This is a genomic window from Aeromonas sp. R7-2 (genome assembly GCF_040908105.1).
Taxonomy (GTDB): domain Bacteria; phylum Pseudomonadota; class Gammaproteobacteria; order Enterobacterales; family Aeromonadaceae; genus Aeromonas; species Aeromonas caviae.
This window is the reverse complement of sequence record NZ_JBFODC010000035.1, coordinates 72,877-92,234: the sequence shown is the minus strand read 5'-3', so window position 1 is coordinate 92,234 and position 19,358 is coordinate 72,877. Positions and strand designations below refer to the sequence as shown.

18 protein-coding genes are annotated in these 19,358 nt (G+C 62.8%); 10 read left to right on the top strand and 8 right to left on the bottom strand.

Features of this window, described 5'->3' with window-relative positions; translation table 11 throughout:
- Nucleotides 1–38: 38 nt before the first annotated feature.
- The 3 genes from AB5Y47_RS14050 to AB5Y47_RS14040 are packed head-to-tail and all read right to left on the bottom strand — an operon-like array spanning nt 39 to nt 2,816.
- A complete protein-coding gene (locus AB5Y47_RS14050; RefSeq protein ID WP_368220321.1) occupies nt 39–1,727 on the bottom strand; it encodes an ArnT family glycosyltransferase in 1,689 nt (562 codons plus the stop codon).
- Nucleotides 1,717–2,076 (bottom strand): lipid-A-disaccharide synthase N-terminal domain-containing protein, encoded by a 360-nt coding sequence (locus AB5Y47_RS14045; RefSeq protein ID WP_045523761.1) that lies wholly within the window; start codon nt 2,074–2,076, stop codon nt 1,717–1,719. Before AB5Y47_RS14045 ends, AB5Y47_RS14050 begins: the two co-directional genes overlap by 11 nt.
- Nucleotides 2,076–2,816, bottom strand: coding sequence for a glycosyltransferase family 2 protein (locus AB5Y47_RS14040; protein WP_323929032.1), 741 nt, complete (start codon nt 2,814–2,816; stop codon nt 2,076–2,078). Before AB5Y47_RS14040 ends, AB5Y47_RS14045 begins: the two co-directional genes overlap by 1 nt.
- A 312-nt stretch (nt 2,817–3,128) precedes the next feature.
- Here AB5Y47_RS14040 and AB5Y47_RS14035 point away from each other — a divergent pair, with 312 nt between their 5' ends.
- The 4 genes from AB5Y47_RS14035 (at nt 3,129) to AB5Y47_RS14020 (ending at nt 7,889) form a co-directional block, all read left to right on the top strand.
- Nucleotides 3,129–3,971 carry a lytic transglycosylase domain-containing protein gene (locus tag AB5Y47_RS14035; protein ID WP_368220319.1) on the top strand — a complete coding sequence of 281 codons (843 nt, stop codon included), beginning with the start codon at nt 3,129–3,131 and terminating at the stop codon, nt 3,969–3,971.
- A gap of 198 nt (nt 3,972–4,169) precedes the next feature.
- Entirely contained in the window at nt 4,170–5,837 is a 1,668-nt protein-coding gene (ettA, locus tag AB5Y47_RS14030) for an energy-dependent translational throttle protein EttA (protein ID WP_368220318.1), read from the top strand.
- A gap of 111 nt (nt 5,838–5,948) precedes the next feature.
- Nucleotides 5,949–6,278, top strand: coding sequence for a hypothetical protein (locus tag AB5Y47_RS14025; RefSeq protein ID WP_045523765.1), 330 nt, complete (start codon nt 5,949–5,951; stop codon nt 6,276–6,278).
- 255 nt (nt 6,279–6,533) lie between these two features.
- Nucleotides 6,534–7,889: an NCS2 family permease gene (locus AB5Y47_RS14020; RefSeq protein WP_045523766.1), complete on the top strand. Its 1,356-nt coding sequence runs from the start codon at nt 6,534–6,536 to the stop codon at nt 7,887–7,889.
- Nucleotides 7,890–7,973: 84 nt separating this feature from the next.
- On the opposite strand, the gene djlA is transcribed toward AB5Y47_RS14020, so the two are convergent.
- The 3 genes from djlA to AB5Y47_RS14005 are packed head-to-tail and all read right to left on the bottom strand — an operon-like array spanning nt 7,974 to nt 10,493.
- The gene (gene djlA, locus AB5Y47_RS14015) at nt 7,974–8,798 is read right to left on the bottom strand and encodes a co-chaperone DjlA (RefSeq protein WP_368220317.1); all 825 of its coding nucleotides are present in this window, start codon (nt 8,796–8,798) and stop codon (nt 7,974–7,976) included.
- A gap of 19 nt (nt 8,799–8,817) precedes the next feature.
- Complete coding sequence (gene murU, locus AB5Y47_RS14010) at nt 8,818–9,486, bottom strand: N-acetylmuramate alpha-1-phosphate uridylyltransferase MurU (protein WP_052816414.1); 669 nt, start codon at nt 9,484–9,486, stop codon at nt 8,818–8,820.
- Nucleotides 9,483–10,493, bottom strand: coding sequence for an aminoglycoside phosphotransferase family protein (locus tag AB5Y47_RS14005; RefSeq protein WP_049636187.1), 1,011 nt, complete (start codon nt 10,491–10,493; stop codon nt 9,483–9,485). The genes murU and AB5Y47_RS14005 overlap by 4 nt, the downstream gene beginning before the upstream one ends.
- Before the next feature lie 174 nt (nt 10,494–10,667).
- Between AB5Y47_RS14005 and lptD the strand changes: the two genes are divergently transcribed.
- From lptD to AB5Y47_RS13975, 6 genes are read left to right on the top strand one after another with little or no spacing between them, the layout of a single operon-like run.
- The gene (lptD, locus tag AB5Y47_RS14000) at nt 10,668–13,100 is read left to right on the top strand and encodes an LPS assembly protein LptD (protein WP_045523771.1); all 2,433 of its coding nucleotides are present in this window, start codon (nt 10,668–10,670) and stop codon (nt 13,098–13,100) included.
- Between the two features lie 30 nt (nt 13,101–13,130).
- Nucleotides 13,131–14,423 (top strand): peptidylprolyl isomerase SurA, encoded by a 1,293-nt coding sequence (surA, locus tag AB5Y47_RS13995; RefSeq protein WP_010673209.1) that lies wholly within the window; start codon nt 13,131–13,133, stop codon nt 14,421–14,423.
- 50 nt (nt 14,424–14,473) lie between these two features.
- Nucleotides 14,474–15,469 (top strand): 4-hydroxythreonine-4-phosphate dehydrogenase PdxA, encoded by a 996-nt coding sequence (gene pdxA / locus AB5Y47_RS13990; RefSeq protein ID WP_080944220.1) that lies wholly within the window; start codon nt 14,474–14,476, stop codon nt 15,467–15,469.
- On the top strand, nt 15,459–16,271 hold the full coding sequence (gene rsmA, locus AB5Y47_RS13985) for a 16S rRNA (adenine(1518)-N(6)/adenine(1519)-N(6))-dimethyltransferase RsmA (protein WP_010673207.1): 813 nt from the start codon (nt 15,459–15,461) through the stop codon (nt 16,269–16,271). Before pdxA ends, rsmA begins: the two co-directional genes overlap by 11 nt.
- Before the next feature lie 4 nt (nt 16,272–16,275).
- The gene (apaG, locus tag AB5Y47_RS13980; protein ID WP_010673206.1) at nt 16,276–16,638 is read left to right on the top strand and encodes a Co2+/Mg2+ efflux protein ApaG; all 363 of its coding nucleotides are present in this window, start codon (nt 16,276–16,278) and stop codon (nt 16,636–16,638) included.
- 6 nt (nt 16,639–16,644) lie between these two features.
- Nucleotides 16,645–17,466, top strand: coding sequence for a symmetrical bis(5'-nucleosyl)-tetraphosphatase (locus AB5Y47_RS13975; RefSeq protein ID WP_039040022.1), 822 nt, complete (start codon nt 16,645–16,647; stop codon nt 17,464–17,466).
- Nucleotides 17,467–17,592: 126 nt separating this feature from the next.
- Here the strand turns inward: AB5Y47_RS13975 and AB5Y47_RS13970 are convergent, their stop codons facing one another.
- Both AB5Y47_RS13970 and AB5Y47_RS13965 read right to left on the bottom strand, forming a co-directional pair.
- The gene (locus AB5Y47_RS13970) at nt 17,593–18,078 is read right to left on the bottom strand and encodes a 2TM domain-containing protein (RefSeq protein ID WP_041211140.1); all 486 of its coding nucleotides are present in this window, start codon (nt 18,076–18,078) and stop codon (nt 17,593–17,595) included.
- Between the two features lie 183 nt (nt 18,079–18,261).
- Nucleotides 18,262–19,251 carry a luciferase-like monooxygenase gene (locus tag AB5Y47_RS13965; RefSeq protein WP_368220316.1) on the bottom strand — a complete coding sequence of 330 codons (990 nt, stop codon included), beginning with the start codon at nt 19,249–19,251 and terminating at the stop codon, nt 18,262–18,264.
- Nucleotides 19,252–19,358 lie beyond the last annotated feature (107 nt).

Genomic DNA, 19,358 nt, shown 5'->3' with positions numbered 1-19,358 from the left:
AACGAGGTGGCAGGGTCCCCTGGCTCGCGACCCTGCGCTCAGGATGAAGGGGTATAGCTGAAGGGCACCATGGTGGGGGAGTGCCCACGGCAGGCGGGTTTGAGGGCCTGCGGGCCTGCCAGCAGCCAGTCGGTACGGTGACGGTTGCCGAGGTTTTCCATCTTCGCGGGGTCAAAACACCTCACCATCAGGTCGGCGCTCCCCAGTACCCAGCGCCCGGGGGCAGCCCCTATCCAGGCGGCAGCTTCCCGGGCCTGCTCCCCGTCTCCCATCAGATAAGGGTAATGTTTCACTGGTTGCAGGCTAAACAGCAGATGCTGCTCCTTGAAGCCCGCCAGCAGCAGTTCATTCCCCGCAGGCACCTTCTGCGCCGCCAATGCCATGACTGCCTGAGGGGTGCGCACCTCGTTAAGGCGCACGCTGATCCAGCAGGAGTAGATCAACCACCCCACTGCCAGGGAGCTGAGAATGGCGGTCAGTGGCGCCCGGCGAAGCCAGGCATTGATCAGCAGCAAGGATCCCCCCAGCACCAGCAGGGGAAGCCAGGGATCCGGCCCCAGTTCCCCCAGACGGCTGGCCACTCTGTCGCTAAATGCCAGCACCAGAGCCCCCACCAGCCCTGCCCCCCCCAGCAGCCAGCCGAGCCCGGCCAGCAGTCGCCCCGGCCAGACCCGGACCAGCAGGGTGCCGATGAAGGGTGCGGTCAGGAGCGCCAGGGCGGGCGTACCGGGCGTGATGTAGACGCCCCGCTTGCCCGGCGAGCAGGAGAAAAACAGCACCACCAGCACCAGATAACCCAGCAGCAGCAGGATACGCCCGTCCTGCGCCCGGATGGCGCGCCGCCAGGTCACCACCAGCCAGGGCAGCAGCAGAGAGAGTGGCAGCCAGAACGGCGGGATCACCGAGGTAAGGTAGTACCAGAAGGGTTTGACGTGGTGCCAGGCGCTGGTATAGCGAGTCACCGTCTGGCGCAGCAATATGTTGTCTCTGTAGGCCAGCAGGAGGGGATCCCCGCTTCGGGTCACGGCCTCCAGCATGGGGACCAGCCAGAGGCTCATCGCCAGGGCCATGGCCAGCGGCCCGAGCAGGGCCTTCAGCCAGGCTGACAAAGGCGCGGCGCGGATTTGCGACCTGTGGGTCCAGAGCGCGGGAAGCAGCACCAGCAGGGCCAGTACTCCCACCCCCTTGGTGATGACGCCAAGCCCCGCGGCAAACCAGCCGAGCCAGTACCAGCGCCACCCTCCCTCGCAGAGCAGGAAGCGCAGAAAACCATAGAGACCGAGGGTGATGAAGGCCGTCGCCAGGGCATCGATCTGCGCCGTCTTGGCCTGCAGGGTGAACTGGACGGTAAAGAGCAGCAGCAAGCCCGCCAGAAATCCCGTCGCCGGATCCCACAGGCGGCGCCCCAGGTCCCACACAAGCAAGATGGTCAGCAACCCCGCCAGCAGGGAAGGCAGCAGAAAGGCCACCTTGATGGAGCCAGTCAACACATAACCGATCGCGATCCCCCACATAAACAGCGGCGGCTTGTCCGGATAGAGCTCCCCGCCGCGCATGGGGAAGAGCCACTGGCCACTCTCCACCATCTCCTTGGCGATCAGGGCAAAGCGCGGCTCGTCCGCCGGCCAGGGATCCCGCAGACCCAGCCCGGCCCCCAGCACCACCAGCGCGATCAGCAGCAACCAGCCAAGGGACGTCTGATTGAGCAGGGTGCGATCACTCACCATGACGAGCCTCCCCGGTCACTCCCTTGTCACGCCGCCAGCCCCGATGCTGGATATCGAGATAGAGGCTGTAGAGCGCGGTGAAGGTGGGGAAGAGGTTTTGCAGCACGCCGACGGAGTCCTGCTTGGGAGAGAAGGTGAAGTAGCTGAGCGTCATCAGGCTGCCGAGCACGCTCATGTACCAGAACAGGCGCGGGATGACGGGTCGCCCCGCCCGCCTGGACGCCAGAAACTGCACCAGCCAGCGTCCGCCGAACATCAGCGCCCCCGTGTAGCCAATCAGCTTCCAGCCGGTGACATGCACCCCGGTCCAGTCCAGCCAGTCGATGGGGGCAGACAGCCAGGCGTCCATCACTCCAGCATCTCCCGGATTTCAACCACCTTGGAGCGGCGCTGCAACCACCAGACCCCGACCACATCCACCAGCCCGACCCAGAGCCTATTCCAGACCCCGTATTTGGAGATGCCCGCCTGGCGTGGCCTATGGTTGACCGGCCAGGGCGCCATGCGCCCCCCTTGTGCCTGGATCAGCGCGGGGATGTAGCGGTGCATGTGATTGAAGGCAGGCAGTTTCAGATACCAGTCGCGACGCACGACCTTGAGCCCGCAGCCGGTATCCGGAATGCCGTCGCGCAGCAGCAGGTCGCGAAAGCCGTTGGCCAGCTTTGAAGAGAGGCGCTTGACCCAGTCGTCACGGCGGTTGACCCGGTGGCCGATGAGGCCCACCTGGTATGGATCGCTCTGGTAGCGGCGCATCGCCTCCTCCAGCATGGCGGGAATGTCGGCGGGATCGTTCTGACCATCGCCGTCGAGTACCACCAGCCAGTCGCCACGCCCGTGGCGCACCCCGCTCAGCACCGCCATGCTCTGGCCCACGGCATGGACATGGCACAGCACCTTCAGCCTGGTGAAACGCGTCTGCAAATCGCGCAGCACCACATGACTTCCGTCCACGCTGCCATCGTCCACATAGATAAGTTCGTACTCGAACCTGCCCCCAAGGGCGGCATCTATTTCGCCGACGAGCGGGGCCAGATTGTCCCGTTCATCCTTGGCGGGTACCACGACAGAGATATCGACCGATTCGACCATATGCACATCCTGCCCTCATCCGAGGCGCTATCGATTCACCCGGCAGACCCGACGACATTGCATCGATGGCCTAGCTGACATCATGCAAATACAAGGCGTTAGAAAACAACTGTGTCAGCATATTGAACCTCAATTAACAAATCTGTCAAAGCAGTCACTGACCCGGGAGCCATACCGCTTCTCCCCTGCACCAAAAGTTCCATACCGTTTTCATCTCTGTTGCTCACCCACATAACCAGATGTTCCATCTGCTGGCTGGCGTCCCTCCCCGGATCGGGCCTATATGTTGCGGATACCAACGACGAGGTTTCCATGAAAAAACGACTCTGGGGCTGGGGACTCCTGATACTGCTCGCCACCACTTCCCACGCAGATCCCTTTCGTCAGGCCCCCAAGGCCATGAGCGCACTGCGCCAGGGCGCCGCCATGGAACAGGGAAACCCGCGGCAGGCCATCGCCCACTACTGCACCGCCGCCAACCTTGGCAACCCGGAAGCCTATTACCGCATCGGCCGCCTGCTGGCCCGCGGCCCCCAGGGGATCCGCAATGCCCGCAGCGCCAACGCCTACCTGGCCATGGCCATGCGCCTTGGCAACCAGCAGGCCGCCCGTTACTACAACGAGCGGGTCGGCAATGCGTCCCTGGGTACCTGCGGCATCGGAGGCGGTGGCGGAGCCCCCTGGGTGCGCCCCAGTACCCCCTTCGATCAGGAGCGCTACCTGGCCAGACAGTCACAGGCCAAGCAAAAGCTGGCCGTCATGATCCGCCAGGCCGCCCAGCGTCACAAAGTGGACCCCCAGCTCGCCCTGGCCATCGCCATCGCCGAATCCAATCTGAACAGCACCGCCGTCTCCCCCAAGCAGGCACAGGGCGTCATGCAGCTCATTCCCGAAACCCAGGCCCGCTTCGGCGTGACCCGGCCGTTCGATGCCCAGCAGAACATCCGTGGTGCCATGATCTACCTGAAGTGGCTGGAGAAGCAGTTCGGTCCGGACTGGGTGAGGATCAGCGCCGCCTACAACGCCGGGGAACAGGCCGTGCTGCGCCACGGCGGTGTGCCGCCCTATCAGGAAACCCAGGAGTATGTGCAGCGGGTGCTCTACTACTCGGGGCAGGATCCTGACAAACCGGCCCGCCGCAGCTCACCGCGCTGAGCTTGCCCGGTTGCCCCTCTTCCCTCGCGCCTGTCGGCCGTCCCGGCCTGCGGCGCCCGGCTTTGCCGCCCCTCTCCCATTGGTTTACAATCGACGGGTTTTTTGGAACCGGGTTGACGGCCCGTCGACCCGGCCCCACCACGACATCAGTTTGTTAATGCCAAGACATTAAACTGCTGAAAGGAAGAGAATTAGCCAATGGCTCAATTTATTTACACCATGAACAGGGTTGGCAAGGTCGTGCCGCCCAAGCGTCATATTCTCAAGAACATCTCCCTCTCCTTCTTCCCGGGGGCCAAGATAGGCGTGCTGGGTCTGAACGGCGCCGGGAAATCGACCCTGCTGCGCATCATGGCGGGCATCGACACCGAGATCGAAGGGGAAGCCCGTCCGCAGCCCGGCATCAAGATCGGCTACCTGCCCCAGGAGCCGAAGCTGGATCCGGATCAGACCGTACGCGAAGCGGTCGAAGAAGCGGTCGGCGACGTCAAACGCGCCATGGCGCGCCTCGACGAGGTCTATGCAGCCTACGCCGACCCGGATGCGGATTTTGACAAGCTGGCCCGCGAACAGGGCGAGCTGGAAGCCATCATCGCCGCCCAGGGCGGTCACAACATGGAAAACCAGCTGGAGCGCGCGGCCGATGCCCTGCGCCTGCCGGCCTGGGATGCCCAGATCAAGCACCTCTCCGGTGGTGAGCGCCGCCGCGTGGCCCTGTGCCGTCTGCTGCTGGAAAAGCCGGACATGCTGCTGCTGGACGAACCGACCAACCACCTGGATGCGGAATCCGTGGCCTGGCTGGAGCGCTTCCTGCACGACTACGAAGGCACCGTCGTGGCCATCACCCACGACCGCTACTTCCTCGACAACGTGGCGGGCTGGATCCTGGAGCTGGACCGCGGCGAAGGCATCCCCTGGGAAGGCAACTACTCCTCCTGGCTGGAGCAAAAAGATGCCCGTCTGGCCCAGGAAGCGAGTTCCGAAGCCGCCCGTCGCAAGTCCATCGAGAAGGAACTGGAGTGGGTTCGTCAGAACCCGAAAGGCCGTCAGGCCAAATCCAAGGCTCGTATGGCTCGCTTCGAAGAGCTCAACACCAACGACTACCAGAAGCGCAACGAGACCAACGAGCTGTTCATTCCGCCCGGACCGCGCCTGGGCGACAAGGTGGTGGAGGTGGCCAACCTCTGCAAGTCCTATGGCGACCGCCAGCTGATCGACGATCTCTCCTTCTCCATTCCGAAGGGTGCCATCGTCGGCATCATCGGTCCGAACGGTGCCGGTAAATCGACCCTGTTCCGCATGATGTCGGGTCAGGAACAACCGAATTCCGGTTCCATCACCCTGGGTGACACCGTGGTGCTGGCCTCCGTGGATCAGTTCCGCGACAGCATGAACGACAAGAAGACGGTGTTCGAGGAAGTCGCCGACGGCCAGGACATCCTGCGCATCGGCAACTACGAGTTCCCGAGCCGCGCCTACATCGGCCGCTTCAACTTCAAGGGTTCCGACCAGCAGAAGCGGGTCGGCGAGCTCTCCGGTGGTGAACGTGGCCGTCTGCACCTGGCCAAGCTGCTGCAGACCGGCGGCAACGTGCTGCTGCTGGATGAACCGACCAACGATCTGGACATCGAAACCCTGCGCGCCCTCGAGAACGCCCTGCTGGAGTTCCCGGGTTGCGCCATGGTCATCTCCCACGACCGCTGGTTCCTCGACCGCATCGCCACCCACATCCTAGACTACCAGGACGAGGGCAAGATCGAATTCTTTGAAGGCAACTTCACCGAATACGAAGAGTGGAAGAAGAAGACCTACGGTGCCGAGGCTATCCAGCCGCGCCGCGCCAAGTACAAGCGCATTGCCAAGTAAGGCGAGGCAACAGCTGCGCCGCCAGGTATGACGTCACAAGGGGAGCCGGGGCTCCCCTTTTTTGCCTCTTCTGACTTACAATCTCCACCTATTCCCCACCGATAGCGACCCATGACCCAAGCCTCCACCACCAGACTCACCATCCAGATCCGGCTCGAACCCGGCTGCCTGGGGCCGGATGGCAAGCAGCACATCGATACCTTCTGCGCGGCCGCCAACCGGATCCTCGCCGCCATCGAACCCCGACGGGTGCACTGGGTGCTGCTGCCCCGCCATGACAAGCAACTTGCCGAGCAGGCCTACTTCCTTGATGGCCGCCCCTTGAGCGAAACCCAGGCCACCCTGCTGCTGCAACGCATGGGGTTGACCCTCGATCCCTTGCTGGAGCAGAGCGATGCCGTGCTGAGCCAGCTTATCGAACGCTACCAGAAAAACCGTTGATCCCGATGTGGAAACGGGGCTCTATTGGTCCCCTTTCTCCTGCCTCCGGGAGAAAACGTTTGAATTTTTACTCTATTCATTGATCCGCCTCGCACATCCGGGGTTTGTAAACCTGGCCGCCTGTGTGAAAATGTGCGCGCTGTCACGGTATCAGGACGAGTCTGGTCACTTCACCGCCAGAATCAGGGTCCGTCGCCCCGCATGGATGGGCCGGGCCCCCTGCTGCCTATTTCACGTCACCCATTGGAATCCAACATGAATCAACCACATCACGCTACCGGGCAGACCGCCAGCCCGGCTGCCGGGCAGGGATTGCTCGAGCGCCTGTTTGCCCTGCGAGGTCATGGCACCACGGCCCGCACCGAGGTGATCGCCGGCATCACCACCTTCCTGACCATGGTCTACATCGTCTTCGTCAACCCGCAGATCCTCTCTGCGGCAGGCATGGACACCCAGGCCGTGTTCGTTACCACCTGCCTCATCGCCGGCATCGGCAGCATCCTGATGGGTCTGCTGGCGAACCTGCCCATCGCCCTGGCTCCCGCAATGGGCCTCAACGCCTTCTTCGCCTTCGTGGTGGTGGCTGGCATGGGCTACTCCTGGCAGGTCGGCATGGGCACCATCTTCTGGGGTGCGCTGGGCCTGCTGATCCTGACCCTGCTGCGGGTACGCTACTGGCTCATCGCCAACATTCCCCTGACCCTGCGGGTCGGCATCACCGCCGGCATCGGTCTGCTCATCGCCCTGCTCGGCCTGCACAATGCCGGCATCGTGGTCGCGAGCCCCGCCACCATGGTGACCGTGGGCAACCTCACCTCCCTGCCCTGCCTGCTGGGATTGTTGGGATTCTTCCTCATCTGCATCTTCTCCGCCCGCGGCGTCCACTCCGCCGTGCTCATCGCCATCGTGGTGACCACCACCCTGGGCTGGCTGTTCGGCGACGTCACCTTCAAGGGCTTCGTCTCCGTGCCGCCGAGCATTGCACCGGTCTTCGGCCAGCTGGACCTGATGGGATCGCTGGACATCAGCCTCGCCGGGATCATCTTCTCCTTCATGCTGGTCAACCTGTTCGACTCTTCCGGCACCCTGATCGGCGTGACCAACCGCGCCAAGCTGGCCGATGACAAGGGGCACTTCCCGCGCATGAAGCAGGCCCTGGTGGTGGACAGCGTCAGCTCCGTCGGCGGCGCCTTCATGGGGACCTCGTCCGTGACGGCCTACATCGAGAGCAGCTCCGGCGTCGCCGTCGGCGGTCGCACCGGCCTGACCGCCATCGTGGTGGGCATCCTGTTCCTGCTGGCCATCTTCTTCTCTCCGGTCGCCGCCATGGTACCGGCGTATGCCGCAGCGGGGGCTCTCATCTACGTGGGCGTGCTGATGTGCTCCGAGCTGACCCGGGTAAAGTGGGAAGACCTGACCGAAGCGGTGCCGGCCTTCATGACCGCGGTGATGATGCCGTTCAGCTTCTCCATCACCGAGGGGATCGCCGTCGGCTTCATCTCCTACTGCGTGATGAAGGCGGGCACCGGCCGCTGGCGCGAGATCAACCCCTGCGTGCTGGTGGTAGCCCTGCTCTTCGTCCTCAAGTTTGTCTGGGTCGATGCCCACTGATTTTTCTTCCATGAAATGAAAACCAGACTCTGAAAACAAAAATGCCCGTCATCGACGGGCATTTTTTTATGGCGGGCTCAGGGCTCAGCGAATACCGCGGGCCTCACGGATCCACTCCCAGGCCTGCTGGATCTCCTGGGTCTTCTCCTTGGCCATCTCCATCATCTCGGGGGGCAATCCCTTGGCGGCCAGCTTGTCAGGGTGATGCTTGCTCATCTCCTTGCGATAGGCACGCTTGATCTCCTGATCGCTGTCGCTCTCGTTCACCCCAAGCAACTGATAGGCATCCTTGAGGCGATCCCGGGAGGGGGGCTCCTGGCGGTATTGCTGCCCCTGGCCACTGCCCTGCTGTTGCTGGCGGTGGAAGAAGTTCATCTGGGCCTCGGCCATGGCCAGAATGCGGGCAAGCTCGATGCGACTGAACCCCAGCTCGTCGGCGATGGTTTGCAGGATGGCCCGCTCGTTCGCCTCCACCTGACCGTCGGCGAAGGCGGCCTGCAGCTGGACCTCGAGGAAGAAGCGCAGGATGTCGCGCTGCCCCAGGCTCGCCTGGCGAAACTCCGCCAGGGTCTCGCGCAGGGGGAAGTCCGCCTCCTTGCCAAGGCGGAACGACTCCTGAGCCCGTACCCGCTGCTCTCCGGCCAGACGCATCCTGTCCATCAGGTTGGACGCGACCCGTATTTCGTGCTCGGTGACCTGGCCGCTCGCCTTGGCGATGTGGCCCATGACGGCGAAGGTGGCATGGAAAAAGACGGCCTGTTGCTGCTGGCTGGGTGCCCGCAGGAAGGCCCCGCGGATCCCCATGCCCCGATCGAAGCGATGGCCGATCCACAGGCCCAGCAGGGCACCGAAGATGTTGCCGAGCAGAAAACCGAAGAAGGTGCCAAGCACCTTGCCCCAAATACGCATGGTTCAAGACCTCGTGATGTTAATGGGTGCCGGCGAGCAGTTTCTCGTCCAGCTCGCGCAGCCGATCCACTGTGCCGATGTCGCGCCACTCGCCTGCCAGCAGGCTGCCACCCACCCGTCCCTGCGCCATCCAGTCGCGCAGCAGGGGGGCCAGCTTGCGCGCCCCGCAGGGCAAGCCAGCAAAGGCAGCGGGGTGATAGAGACCGACGCCGCTGAAGGTGAGGGCCGGGGTGTCCAGCACCCGACCCGCTTGCAGGGAGAAGTCCCCTTGCGGATGCTGGGGAGGGTTGGGCACCAGCCAGAGGTGGGCGAGATCCTCCCCAAGCGGCTGGCTCACCAGAGCGCGATAATCCAGGTCGAGCCAGGTATCGCCGTTGATCACCAGAAAGGGTTCGCTGCCCAGCAAGGGCAGCGCCTGCACGATGCCGCCGGCGGTCTCGAGCGCGCTCTCTTCGGCCGACCAGTGGATGGATACCCCGAGCGCACTGCCATCGCCGAGGGCCGCCACCAGCTTGTGTCCGAGCCAGGCGTGGTTGATCACAAGCTGGGTCACCCCGGCAGCAGCCAGCTTCTCGATGTGGTGCACGATGAGCGGCTTGCCCCCCGCCGCCAGCAGCGGCTTGGGCAGCAGATCGGTGAGCGGGCGCATCCGCTCCCCCCGCCCCGCGGCCAGGATCATCGCCTTCATGGTGTCACCCCGGTGCGCGCCAATCCGGGCAGCACCACCTGCTCCAGCCACTGGCCGAAGCGGGCCAGCACCGGATAGGCGGCGCCATGGCTGCGACAGACATCGACCACGTAGCCCAGGGTACGGGGAATGTCCTTGAGGTAGCCGGCCTTGCCATCGCGGTGATAGAGGCGGGTGAAGAGACCCGCCGCCTTGAGATGACGCTGCATACCGGTTAGATCGGCTGCGCGACGAAACGCGGCATAGTCCAGATTGCCAAGCAGGCCGGCCTCTTGCAGGGTGTCGAAGCCAAGTCGCATGCCCTGCTCGATCACCGCGTCCGGCCAGCGCACGTAGCAATCTTTAAGCAGGGAGACCAGGTCATAGCTCAGCGGCCCGATGACCATGTCCTGGAAGTCAATAAGGGCGAGGTCGCTCTCCTTCGGATTCGTCCCGCCGCACACCATCAGGTTGCGGCTGTGGAAGTCCCGGTGCATCACTCCTTGTGGCTGGGCCAGGTTGCTCGCCGTGAGGCAGGCGAAGGTCTCTGCCAGCAACTGCTGCTCTTCATCGCTCAGGGTCAGTTGCAGATGCTGTCCCAGCAACCACTCGGGGAAGATGGCATTTTCGCGGGCCATGAAGGCCTCATCGAAGGGCTCGAGCTCGAGCGCCACGGCGCCGAGCCCTGGCAGCAGGGCGATGGCCTTGCCATACCAGGCCAGTACGCTCTCTTCGTTCAGGCAGCCGATAAGCTGGGTATCCCCCAGATCCGTCACCGCCAGCAATCCCTGCTCGTAGTCGACCCCCTTTACCTCGGGGGCCAGCAGCCCCGCATCGTGCAGGGCGGTGGCATTGCGAACGAATTCATGATTTTTTTCGGTTTTCGGATTAGCATCCACCCACACCAGACCGCCACCCCGGAAGTAGCGGCGGAAACTGGCGTCACCGGAAATAAGCGTCAACGAGAGGTTGGCGTCACCGGAAATCCGGCGAGCCCATTGCAAAAGCAGGGAAGCGCGATCGTGCATGAGTCGGGAACCAAATTGGAAAGCAGCACTTGGCTGTTAGCCCTGGCCGCAATAATGCTTTATCATTGCCGGCTAACATAAAGCAATGACATGCAATGTCAACTCGATGGATCCTGACATAAAATGCATGCCCTGAATCCACCGTTTTTACTACGGATTGCGCGAGCCTTTCACATGACAAAATGGACACTGGGATACTCCTGTCCCATCGCCCTGACCATCAGCCTTGTTCCTGCCCTGAGCCCGCTCATGGCCCAGGCAGCGCCACTCAATGCGCCACCCGCTACCGGGATCCTCGACAGCCTCTGCTATGACTATGTCCCCAAGATAGAGAAGCCCAGTGCGGGCCAGGACGCCAATGCCCAGCCCGTCGAGGTGGATGCCGATCGCCTGGAGGCCAAGCAGGGCGGTACCGCCGTCTACGAGGGTGACGTCAAGGTGCGCCAGGGCGTGCGCAAGTTCGACTCCGACTATGCCCAGCTCGACCAGAAGAGCCGGGATGTCATCGCCATCGGCAACATCTATTACAACGATGGCCAGATCACGGTCACCAGCGACAAGACCCTGAAATCCAACCTGGACACCAAGAACTCCGAGCTGGAAGAGGGCAAGTATCAGGTCCATGGCTCACCGGTGCGCGGCTTCGCCGAAAAGGTGACCATGACCAACAACAACCAGAACATCACTCTGGAAGGGGCCCAGTACACCACCTGCCCACCGGGCCAGGAGGCCTGGACCCTGAAGGCCGGCAGCATCGACATCGATCAGTCCGAGGTATTCGGGGAGGCCTGGAACGCCAGCCTCTGGCTCTATGACTATCCGGTCTTCTACTTCCCCTATATCAACTTCCCCATCAAGGATGAGCGCAAGACCGGTCTGCTCTACCCGGGCTATACCCAAAGCTCCAAGAACGGCATGGACATCACCCAGCCGTTCTACTGGAACATCGCCCCCAACTACGATGCCACCATCACCTCCCGCTTCATGGACAGACGGGGCCTGATGGAACAGGTCGAGTTCCGCTACATGCCGGACCCGGCCCACGTGGGGAGCCTCTACTTCGAGAACCTGGCAGACGACAAGCAGTACGACGAGACGGCCAGCCTCAATCAGCATCTCTCTGACGGTCACCGTTACCTGCTCAGTGCCCGCCACACCTCCATGTTCATGGACAACGCCATGCGGGTGTCGGTGGACTACACCAAGGTACGGGACCAGGACTACAACTACTTCAACGACTTCACCCCCAAGGTGGGGACCCAGGTCGACAACCAGTTGCAGCAATCCCTGAAGGCAGGTTACTACCAGCAGAACTGGAACCTCGATGCCGAGGTACGGACCTACCAGATCCTGCTGGCCAGCGCCCAGCAGCCCCACGAGCTGATGCCGCGCATCAACCACAACTACTACCAGCAGGGCAGCTGGTACGATCTGGCCTGGAATACCGAGCTGACCAACTTCGGCTACAACAACGATCAGGCCATCGAGCAGAACAAGGGTGAAGCCTACACCGGCACCCGGGTCTACACGGCCCCCACCCTGACCATCCCCCTCGTTGACGAGGCGGGCTACTTCCTCGACAGCCAATACAAGCTGATGTACACCCGCTACGACCAGACGGTGCCTGACCAGATGAGCAGCACCTTCACCAATCGTTTCACCCCGAGAGAGGGCGGCGACGTCACCCTGGAAGAGGGGACCATCACCCGGGTACTGCCCTCGTTCCGTCTCAAGGGCGGCATGACCTTCGAGCGGGATCAGCAGTGGTTTGGCGAGGGAGCCAACCAGACCCTGGAGCCTGAGTTCCAGTACCTCTATGTGCCCTACAAGGATCAGGACAACATCGGTGTCTATGACTCCACCACCATGCGCCAGGACTACTACAGCCTGTTCAGCGATCGCCGCTTCGCCGGTCTGGACCGCATCAGTGACTCCAACCGGCTCTCCTTGGGGGTCACCACCCGCATTTATGATCCGGCCGGGGATGAACGAATCCGGTTGGCCGTTGCCCAAGCCTTCGACTTCGTTGCGCCCAGGGTCAAGCTTTACAGCAGCGATGAGCTGAGCACCAATACCCGCTCCCCGCTGTCGTTCGAGGGTGACGCCAAGATCAACGAGCAGTGGTATGCCCATGCGGGGGCACAATATGATATGGAACAGCGCCAGATAAGCTCTGCCAACAGCGCCCTGGAATACCGTCACGAGAAGTTGATCAGCCAGTTGAACCACCGCTTCGTGCGGGATGCCAACTACGACCTCGACCACAAGGGCCAGGTGACGGATCTCAACCAGATCGGCCTGCTGCTGACCACCCCGCTGGACGATCGCTGGCACCTTTATGGCGGCTACTATCAGGAGCTCAACCAGAACGTCAAAGTGGACCGCAAGGTGGGTCTGAAATACGACTCCTGCTGCTGGAGCATCAACTTCAACCTGGAATGGGTCAACACGCCAGACAACGTGAACCTGACCCCGACGTCCGAGCGCAGCCTCGGCATTCAATTTGAAATGAAAGGATTGGGTAGCGTGGGTACCGGCTCCAAGGGCACTTCCCTGGACACCGAAGCACTGCCTTACATTCGTCCGTTTAACCTGCGAGACCAGTAACCGGTCTGGCAAACGCCTTGAGAGATGGATATGAAGAAGACGTTGATTTCCCTGCTGACCGCAGGCCTGTTCGGAGTCATGAGCCAGGGTGCCCTCGCCGCCCCCGAGCTGATGGACAAGGTGCTGGCCGTGGTCAACAAGGATGTGGTGCTGGCCAGTCAGCAGGAGGCTCTGGTGCAAAAGGTCAAGGCCTCCGCCCAGGAGAGCGGCCAGTCCCTGCCCGATGACGTCACCCTGCGCAAGCAGGCGCTGGATCGCCTGATCCAGGAGAGCCTGCAACTGCAACTGGCGGAGCGCCAGGGGCTCAAGATCAGCGACACCCAGCTGGAACAGGCCATTCAGAGCATCGCCGCCGACAACAAGATGAACCTGGAGCAACTGCGCGCCCAGCTGGAGCGGGAAGGCCTGACCTACGCCCAGTACCGTGAGGAGGTGCGCCGCGAGATCCTGATGAACGAGGTGCGCCGCAGCCAGGTCCGCCGTCGCATCAACATCTCCGATCAAGAGGTCAAACAGGTGGTCGAGGCCCTGAGCAAACAGGGCCAGCAGCAGACGTCATATCATATCGGCCATATCCAGGTCGCGCTGCCGGACAACCCGAATGCCGAGCAGCTCAACGCTGCCAAGGCCAAGATCGAGCGCATTCTGGCGTCCCTGAAAGAGGGTGCCGACTTCCGCAAGCTGGCCATTGCCGAGAGTAACGGTCCCAAGGCGCTGGAAGGGGGTGACTGGGGCTGGTTGAGCCCGCAGGAGATGCCCACCCTGATGGCGGAAGCCGTGCAAGGGGCAGGCAAGGGTGACATCGTCGGCCCGCTGCGCTCAGGCGCCGGTCTGCACATCATCAAGATCTTCGACACCAAGGGTCAGCAACAGGTCATGCAGACCGAGGTCAAGGCGCGCCACATCCTGATCAAGCCCTCCATCATCCTGAGCGAGGAGAAGGCCAAGGGCACCCTGGACGGCATCCTGCACGACATCAAGAGCGGCAAGGCCAGCTTTGCCAGCATGGCAGAGAAATACTCCGAGGATCCGGGCTCTGCGGTGCAGGGTGGCGAGCTGGGCTGGTCTGATCCCAACGTCTATGTGCCGGAATTCCGCGACATGCTGGGTCGCCTGCAACCGGGCCAGATCAGCGAACCCTTCCGCACCAGCCACGGCTGGCACATCGTGCAGCTCGAGGATCGCCGCAGCCAGGACGCCACCGGCAAGGCCCAGGAGCAACGCGCCTACCAGCTCATCTTCAACCGCCGCTTCGCCGAAGAGTCCCAGGCTTGGCTGGATGAGCTGCGCGACGAAGCCTACATCCAGATCGAACCCAATTGATGGGCGACAAGCAGATGAACAAGGCGCATCCAGGGCACGCCGAGGCACAACTGAGCTGCCACCGGCTTGCCATCACCCCGGGTGAACCAGCCGGGATCGGTCCGGATCTGGTGCTGCAGATTGCCCAGCGGGCCTGGCCCCATCAGCTGGTGGTGATCGCCGATCCCGCCCTGTTGCGCGAACGGGCCGCCCTGCTGGGGCTGTCCGTCGAGCTTGAACCCTATGACGAAAGCGCCCCCACCCGTCCGCAGCGGGCGGGAACTCTGACCGTCTGCCCCGTGCCGCTCGGCGCCCCCGTGGTGCCAGGCAAGCTGGATGAGGGCAACGGCGCCTATGTGCTGGCTACCTTGCAGCGCGCCTGCGACGGCAACCTGAGCGGCGAATTCGCCGCCGTGGTAACCGGGCCTGTGCACAAGGGGATCATCAACCAGGCGGGCGTCTCGTTCAGCGGTCACACCGAGTTCTTCGCCCAGCAGTCCGACACCGCCGATGTGGTGATGCTGCTGGCCACCGAAGGGCTGAGAGTGGCCCTCGCGACCACCCATATTCCCCTTGCCTATGTTGCCAAGGCCATCACCGAGGATCGCCTTGGCAAGGTGATCCGCATCCTGGATGCGGATCTCAAGCGCAAGTTCGGCATCGAACACCCCCGGATCTATGTCTGCGGCCTCAATCCCCATGCCGGGGAAGGGGGTCATCTGGGCCGTGAAGAGATCGATGTCATCGAACCCGCCCTGGCCGCCCTGCGCCAGGAAGGGATCGATCTGGTCGGCCCGCTGCCAGCCGATACCCTGTTCCAGGACAAATACCTCAAGGATGCGGATGCGGTACTCGCCATGTACCACGATCAGGGGCTGCCCGTGCTCAAGTACAAGGGCTTTGGCAACTCGGTCAACATCACCCTCGGACTTCCCTTCATCCGTACCTCGGTGGACCACGGCACAGCGCTGGATCTGGCAGGCAAGAACCTGGCAGACCCCGGCAGCCTCACCACCGCGATCAACCACGCCATCCAGATGGTAGAGAAAAAAAGATATGAGCAGTAAGGTGCACATGGGCCACACGGCCCGTAAGCGTTTCGGTCAGAACTTCTTGCACGACCGGTATGTGATCGACCAGATAGTGGCCGCCATCAACCCGCAACCGGGTCAGAATCTGGTGGAGATCGGCCCGGGTCTGGCTGCGCTCACCGAGCCGGTCGCCGCCCAGATGGACAAGATGACCGTGGTCGAGCTGGACCGGGATCTTGCCGCACGTCTGCGCGAACACCCGACCCTCAAGGAGAAGCTGACCGTCATCGAAGCCGATGCCATGCGCTTTGACTTCAGTACCCTGATGGGGGAAGGCAAGGGGCCGCTGCGCATCTTCGGCAACCTGCCCTACAACATCTCCACCCCCCTCATCTTCCACCTGTGCGAATTTGCCGACCGGGTGGAGGACATGCACTTCATGCTGCAAAAGGAAGTGGTGCTGCGTCTGGCCGCCGGCCCGGGCAGCAAGGCCTATGGCCGTCTGAGCGTGATGACCCAGTACTACTGTCAGGTAGTGCCGGTGCTGGAAGTGGGCCCGGGCGCCTTCAAGCCGGCGCCGAAGGTGGATTCCGCCGTGGTGCGTCTGATCCCGCACAAGAACCCGACTATCGTCGCGAAAGACATTCGTTGCCTGAACCGGGTCTGCACCGAAGGCTTCGGCCAGCGTCGCAAGACCATTCGCAACAGCTTCTCCAACTTCATCACCGACGCCCAGCTGACCGAGCTTGGCATCGATGGCAACCTGCGCCCGGAGAATCTCTCCCTCGAGCAGTTCGTCACGATCGCCAACTGGCTGGCCGACCAGCAACAGGCCTGATCCCATGACCCAAGCCCGGATAGTGGTCCGCCCCCACCCCAGCTATGTGGCGGGAACCGCAGATCCCTACCATTTTCTCTATCGCATCGAGATTGAGAACCTGGGTCCGGGCACGGTGCAACTGCTGCATCGACGCTGGCTCATTACGGATGCCAATGGCAAGATGCTGGAAGTGGAAGGTCCCGGCGTGGTCGGTGAACAACCCCTGATCGCCCCCGGCGAGACCTTTTCCTACCAGAGTGGCGTTCCCCTCGCCACACCGCTTGGCGTGATGGAAGGCAGCTACATCCTGCAGGATGAATCGGGGCAACAATTCGAAGCCCCCATCGCCCCCTTCACGCTGGCCGTCCCCAACATAATCAACTGAGGTTTCATGGCGAACTGTTTCGTCGGTGATATCCAGGGCTGCTACGACGATTTGCGCCGTCTGCTGGATCTTGCCGAGTTCGACTTCGATAACGACACGCTCTGGCTGTGCGGCGATCTCGTCGCCCGGGGGCCGGACTCCCTCAACACCCTGCGTTTCGTCAAATCACTGGGGCAGCAGGCCGTCACCGTGCTCGGCAACCACGACCTGCACCTGCTGGCGGTGGCCCACGGGGTCGCCCCGCTCAAGAAGAAAGACAAGCTGCAGGCGCTGATGGAGGCGCCGGATCGGGACGAGCTGCTGGAGTGGCTGCGTCACCGTCCCCTGCTGGCAGAACACCCCGACCTGCCCATCATGATGGTGCATGCGGGCCTCTCCCCCGCCTGGGACGCCCACACCGCCCGCAGTTGTGCCCGGGAGGTGGAGAGCCTGCTGCGCGGGGATCAGTACAGCTGGCTGCTGCACAACATGTATGGCGATCAGCCCGACAGCTGGAACGACAACCTGCTGGGCATAGAGCGTTACCGCTACATCATCAACAGCTTCACCCGGATGCGCTTTTGCTACTTCGACGGGCGCCTCGACTTCAAATGCAAGAAGGGCCCCACCGAATCGACCCCGGGCCTGCGCCCCTGGTTCGAGCAGCGCGAGCACCATGTGGATGACCCCATCCTGGTCTTCGGCCACTGGGCGGCCCTGATGGGCAACACCGGCAAATCCGATATCAAGGGACTCGACACCGGGTGCGTCTGGGGCAACAGCCTCACCCTGTGGCGCTACGAGGACGACGCCCTGATCGCCACCCCCTGCCCGGCCTATGCCAAGTAGAGCGGCTCTTTGCGGAACAAGAGAATGATCCGCCGTTGAGAGGAGAGCAATGCCCTCTCCTGCGAAATGGAGCTGAAAACAGAACGGGCCCGGCAATGCCGGGCCCGTTTTTTCATGATGAGCGGATCAGAGCCTGCGCCCCAGCCGTTTCTCGACCTGGCGCCGCTCCCATTCCGGGCCAAACAGCTTGAAGGGCTGGAACAGGTTGATGGCGTGAGAAGCCAATCCCAACCCCCAGCCCAGCATGGGCCACCAGGCCCAGATATAATCCGGGTTGCTCAGGTAGTTGATGACAAACAGCCCCCCTATCACCAGCACATAGCTCATGAGGTGGCCGTAGAAGCCCCTGAGCCCCTCCACGAACTTCATCGCCTCCCGCTCATCCCGCGCCACCTGCACGCGTCCCCGATCTTCGCCCTCATTCCCTTTCATCTCGCTCTCCTGCAGTTGGGTCACATCGAGCTCGAAGACGGCGGCCAGGGCCTTGAGGGATTCCAGTCCGGGTTGTTGTCCCTGCTCTATTCGCTGAATGGTGCGAACGCTCAGGCCAGTGAGGGTCGCCAGCTGTTCCTGGGACCATCCCCGTTGCAATCTCAACTTCCTGACGATCATCTTGCGCTCCTTGTGGTGATTGACAGGGCCAGCATAGGGGAAGGGGATGAGAGGCGACACGACAGATGGCCGACACTCACCTGACTTCCTTTAAAAATCATAAACTTACTACCACGCAATCGTGGCTTTTGCGCCCCGAGCAGCCAGGCTTGGCGTGCCGCTGGCGGCCAGGCGTCGCGGGGGTTACAACCCCTGCATCAGCTCGGCACCAATCTCGAAGGAGCGCAGGCGCGCCTGATGATCGACGATGGGGCCGTTGAACATCAGCTCGTCCGCTCCGGTCTCTGTCAGCAGAGCCTTGAGGCCGTGGCGTACCCGATCCGGCTCCCCCACCAGGGAGCGAGCCAGGGTCTGCTCCATCGCCATCAATTCGCGGGGAGACCACTCATCCCCCAGCGTCTGCACCGGCAGTGGCAGCTTGCCGGCATCCCCCCGGTAGAGACGCAGGAACTGCTGCTGCAGGGTGGTGAACAGGAAGCGGGCCTCACGGTCGGTGTCGGCGGCGATCAGATTCACGCACACCACCGCATGGGGTTTGGGCCAGCGGGCAGATGGGCGGTATTGGGTACGGTAGATCTCCAGCGCCTGCAGCAACATGGCGGGAGCGAAGTGGGAAGCAAAGCCGAACGGCAACCCCATGGCCGCAGCCAGTTGGGCACTGTAGAGGCTGGAGCCCAGCAGCCAGATGGGCACATGGAGTCCCTGACCCGGCACCGCCTGCACGGCACCGACCTCGTCGCCAAAATAACTCATCAGTTCGCGCACATCCGCCGGGAAGTCATCCACCTCGCCGCTGCGCTGGCGGCGAAGCGCCTGCATGGTGCGCTGATCGCTGCCAGGGGCGCGGCCCAGGCCGAGATCGATGCGATCCGGATAGAGGGAACTCAGCGTGCCGAACTGCTCCGCAATGACCAGGGGGGAGTGGTTCGGCAACATGATGCCGCCAGCTCCGAGCCGCAACGTCGTGGTGCCCCCGGCCAGGTGGCCAATCAGCACCGCTGTGGCGGCGCTGGCAATGCCCGGCATGTTGTGGTGCTCCGCCAGCCAGTAGCGGTGGTAACCCCAGCGCTCCGCATGGCGAGCCAGATCCAGCGAGTGGCGAAACGACTCGGCCGGCAGACCACCTTCGGGAACGGGCACCAGATCCAGCACGGAATAGGGGACGACAGACATGGGACACTCCATTGGTTCACAGGGCGTTTATCAGGGGAGCAATGTAGCACGAGATATCTGAACGAATCATCTCACCACAGGGCAAGGGCGCAACGCGAAGGCTGGCT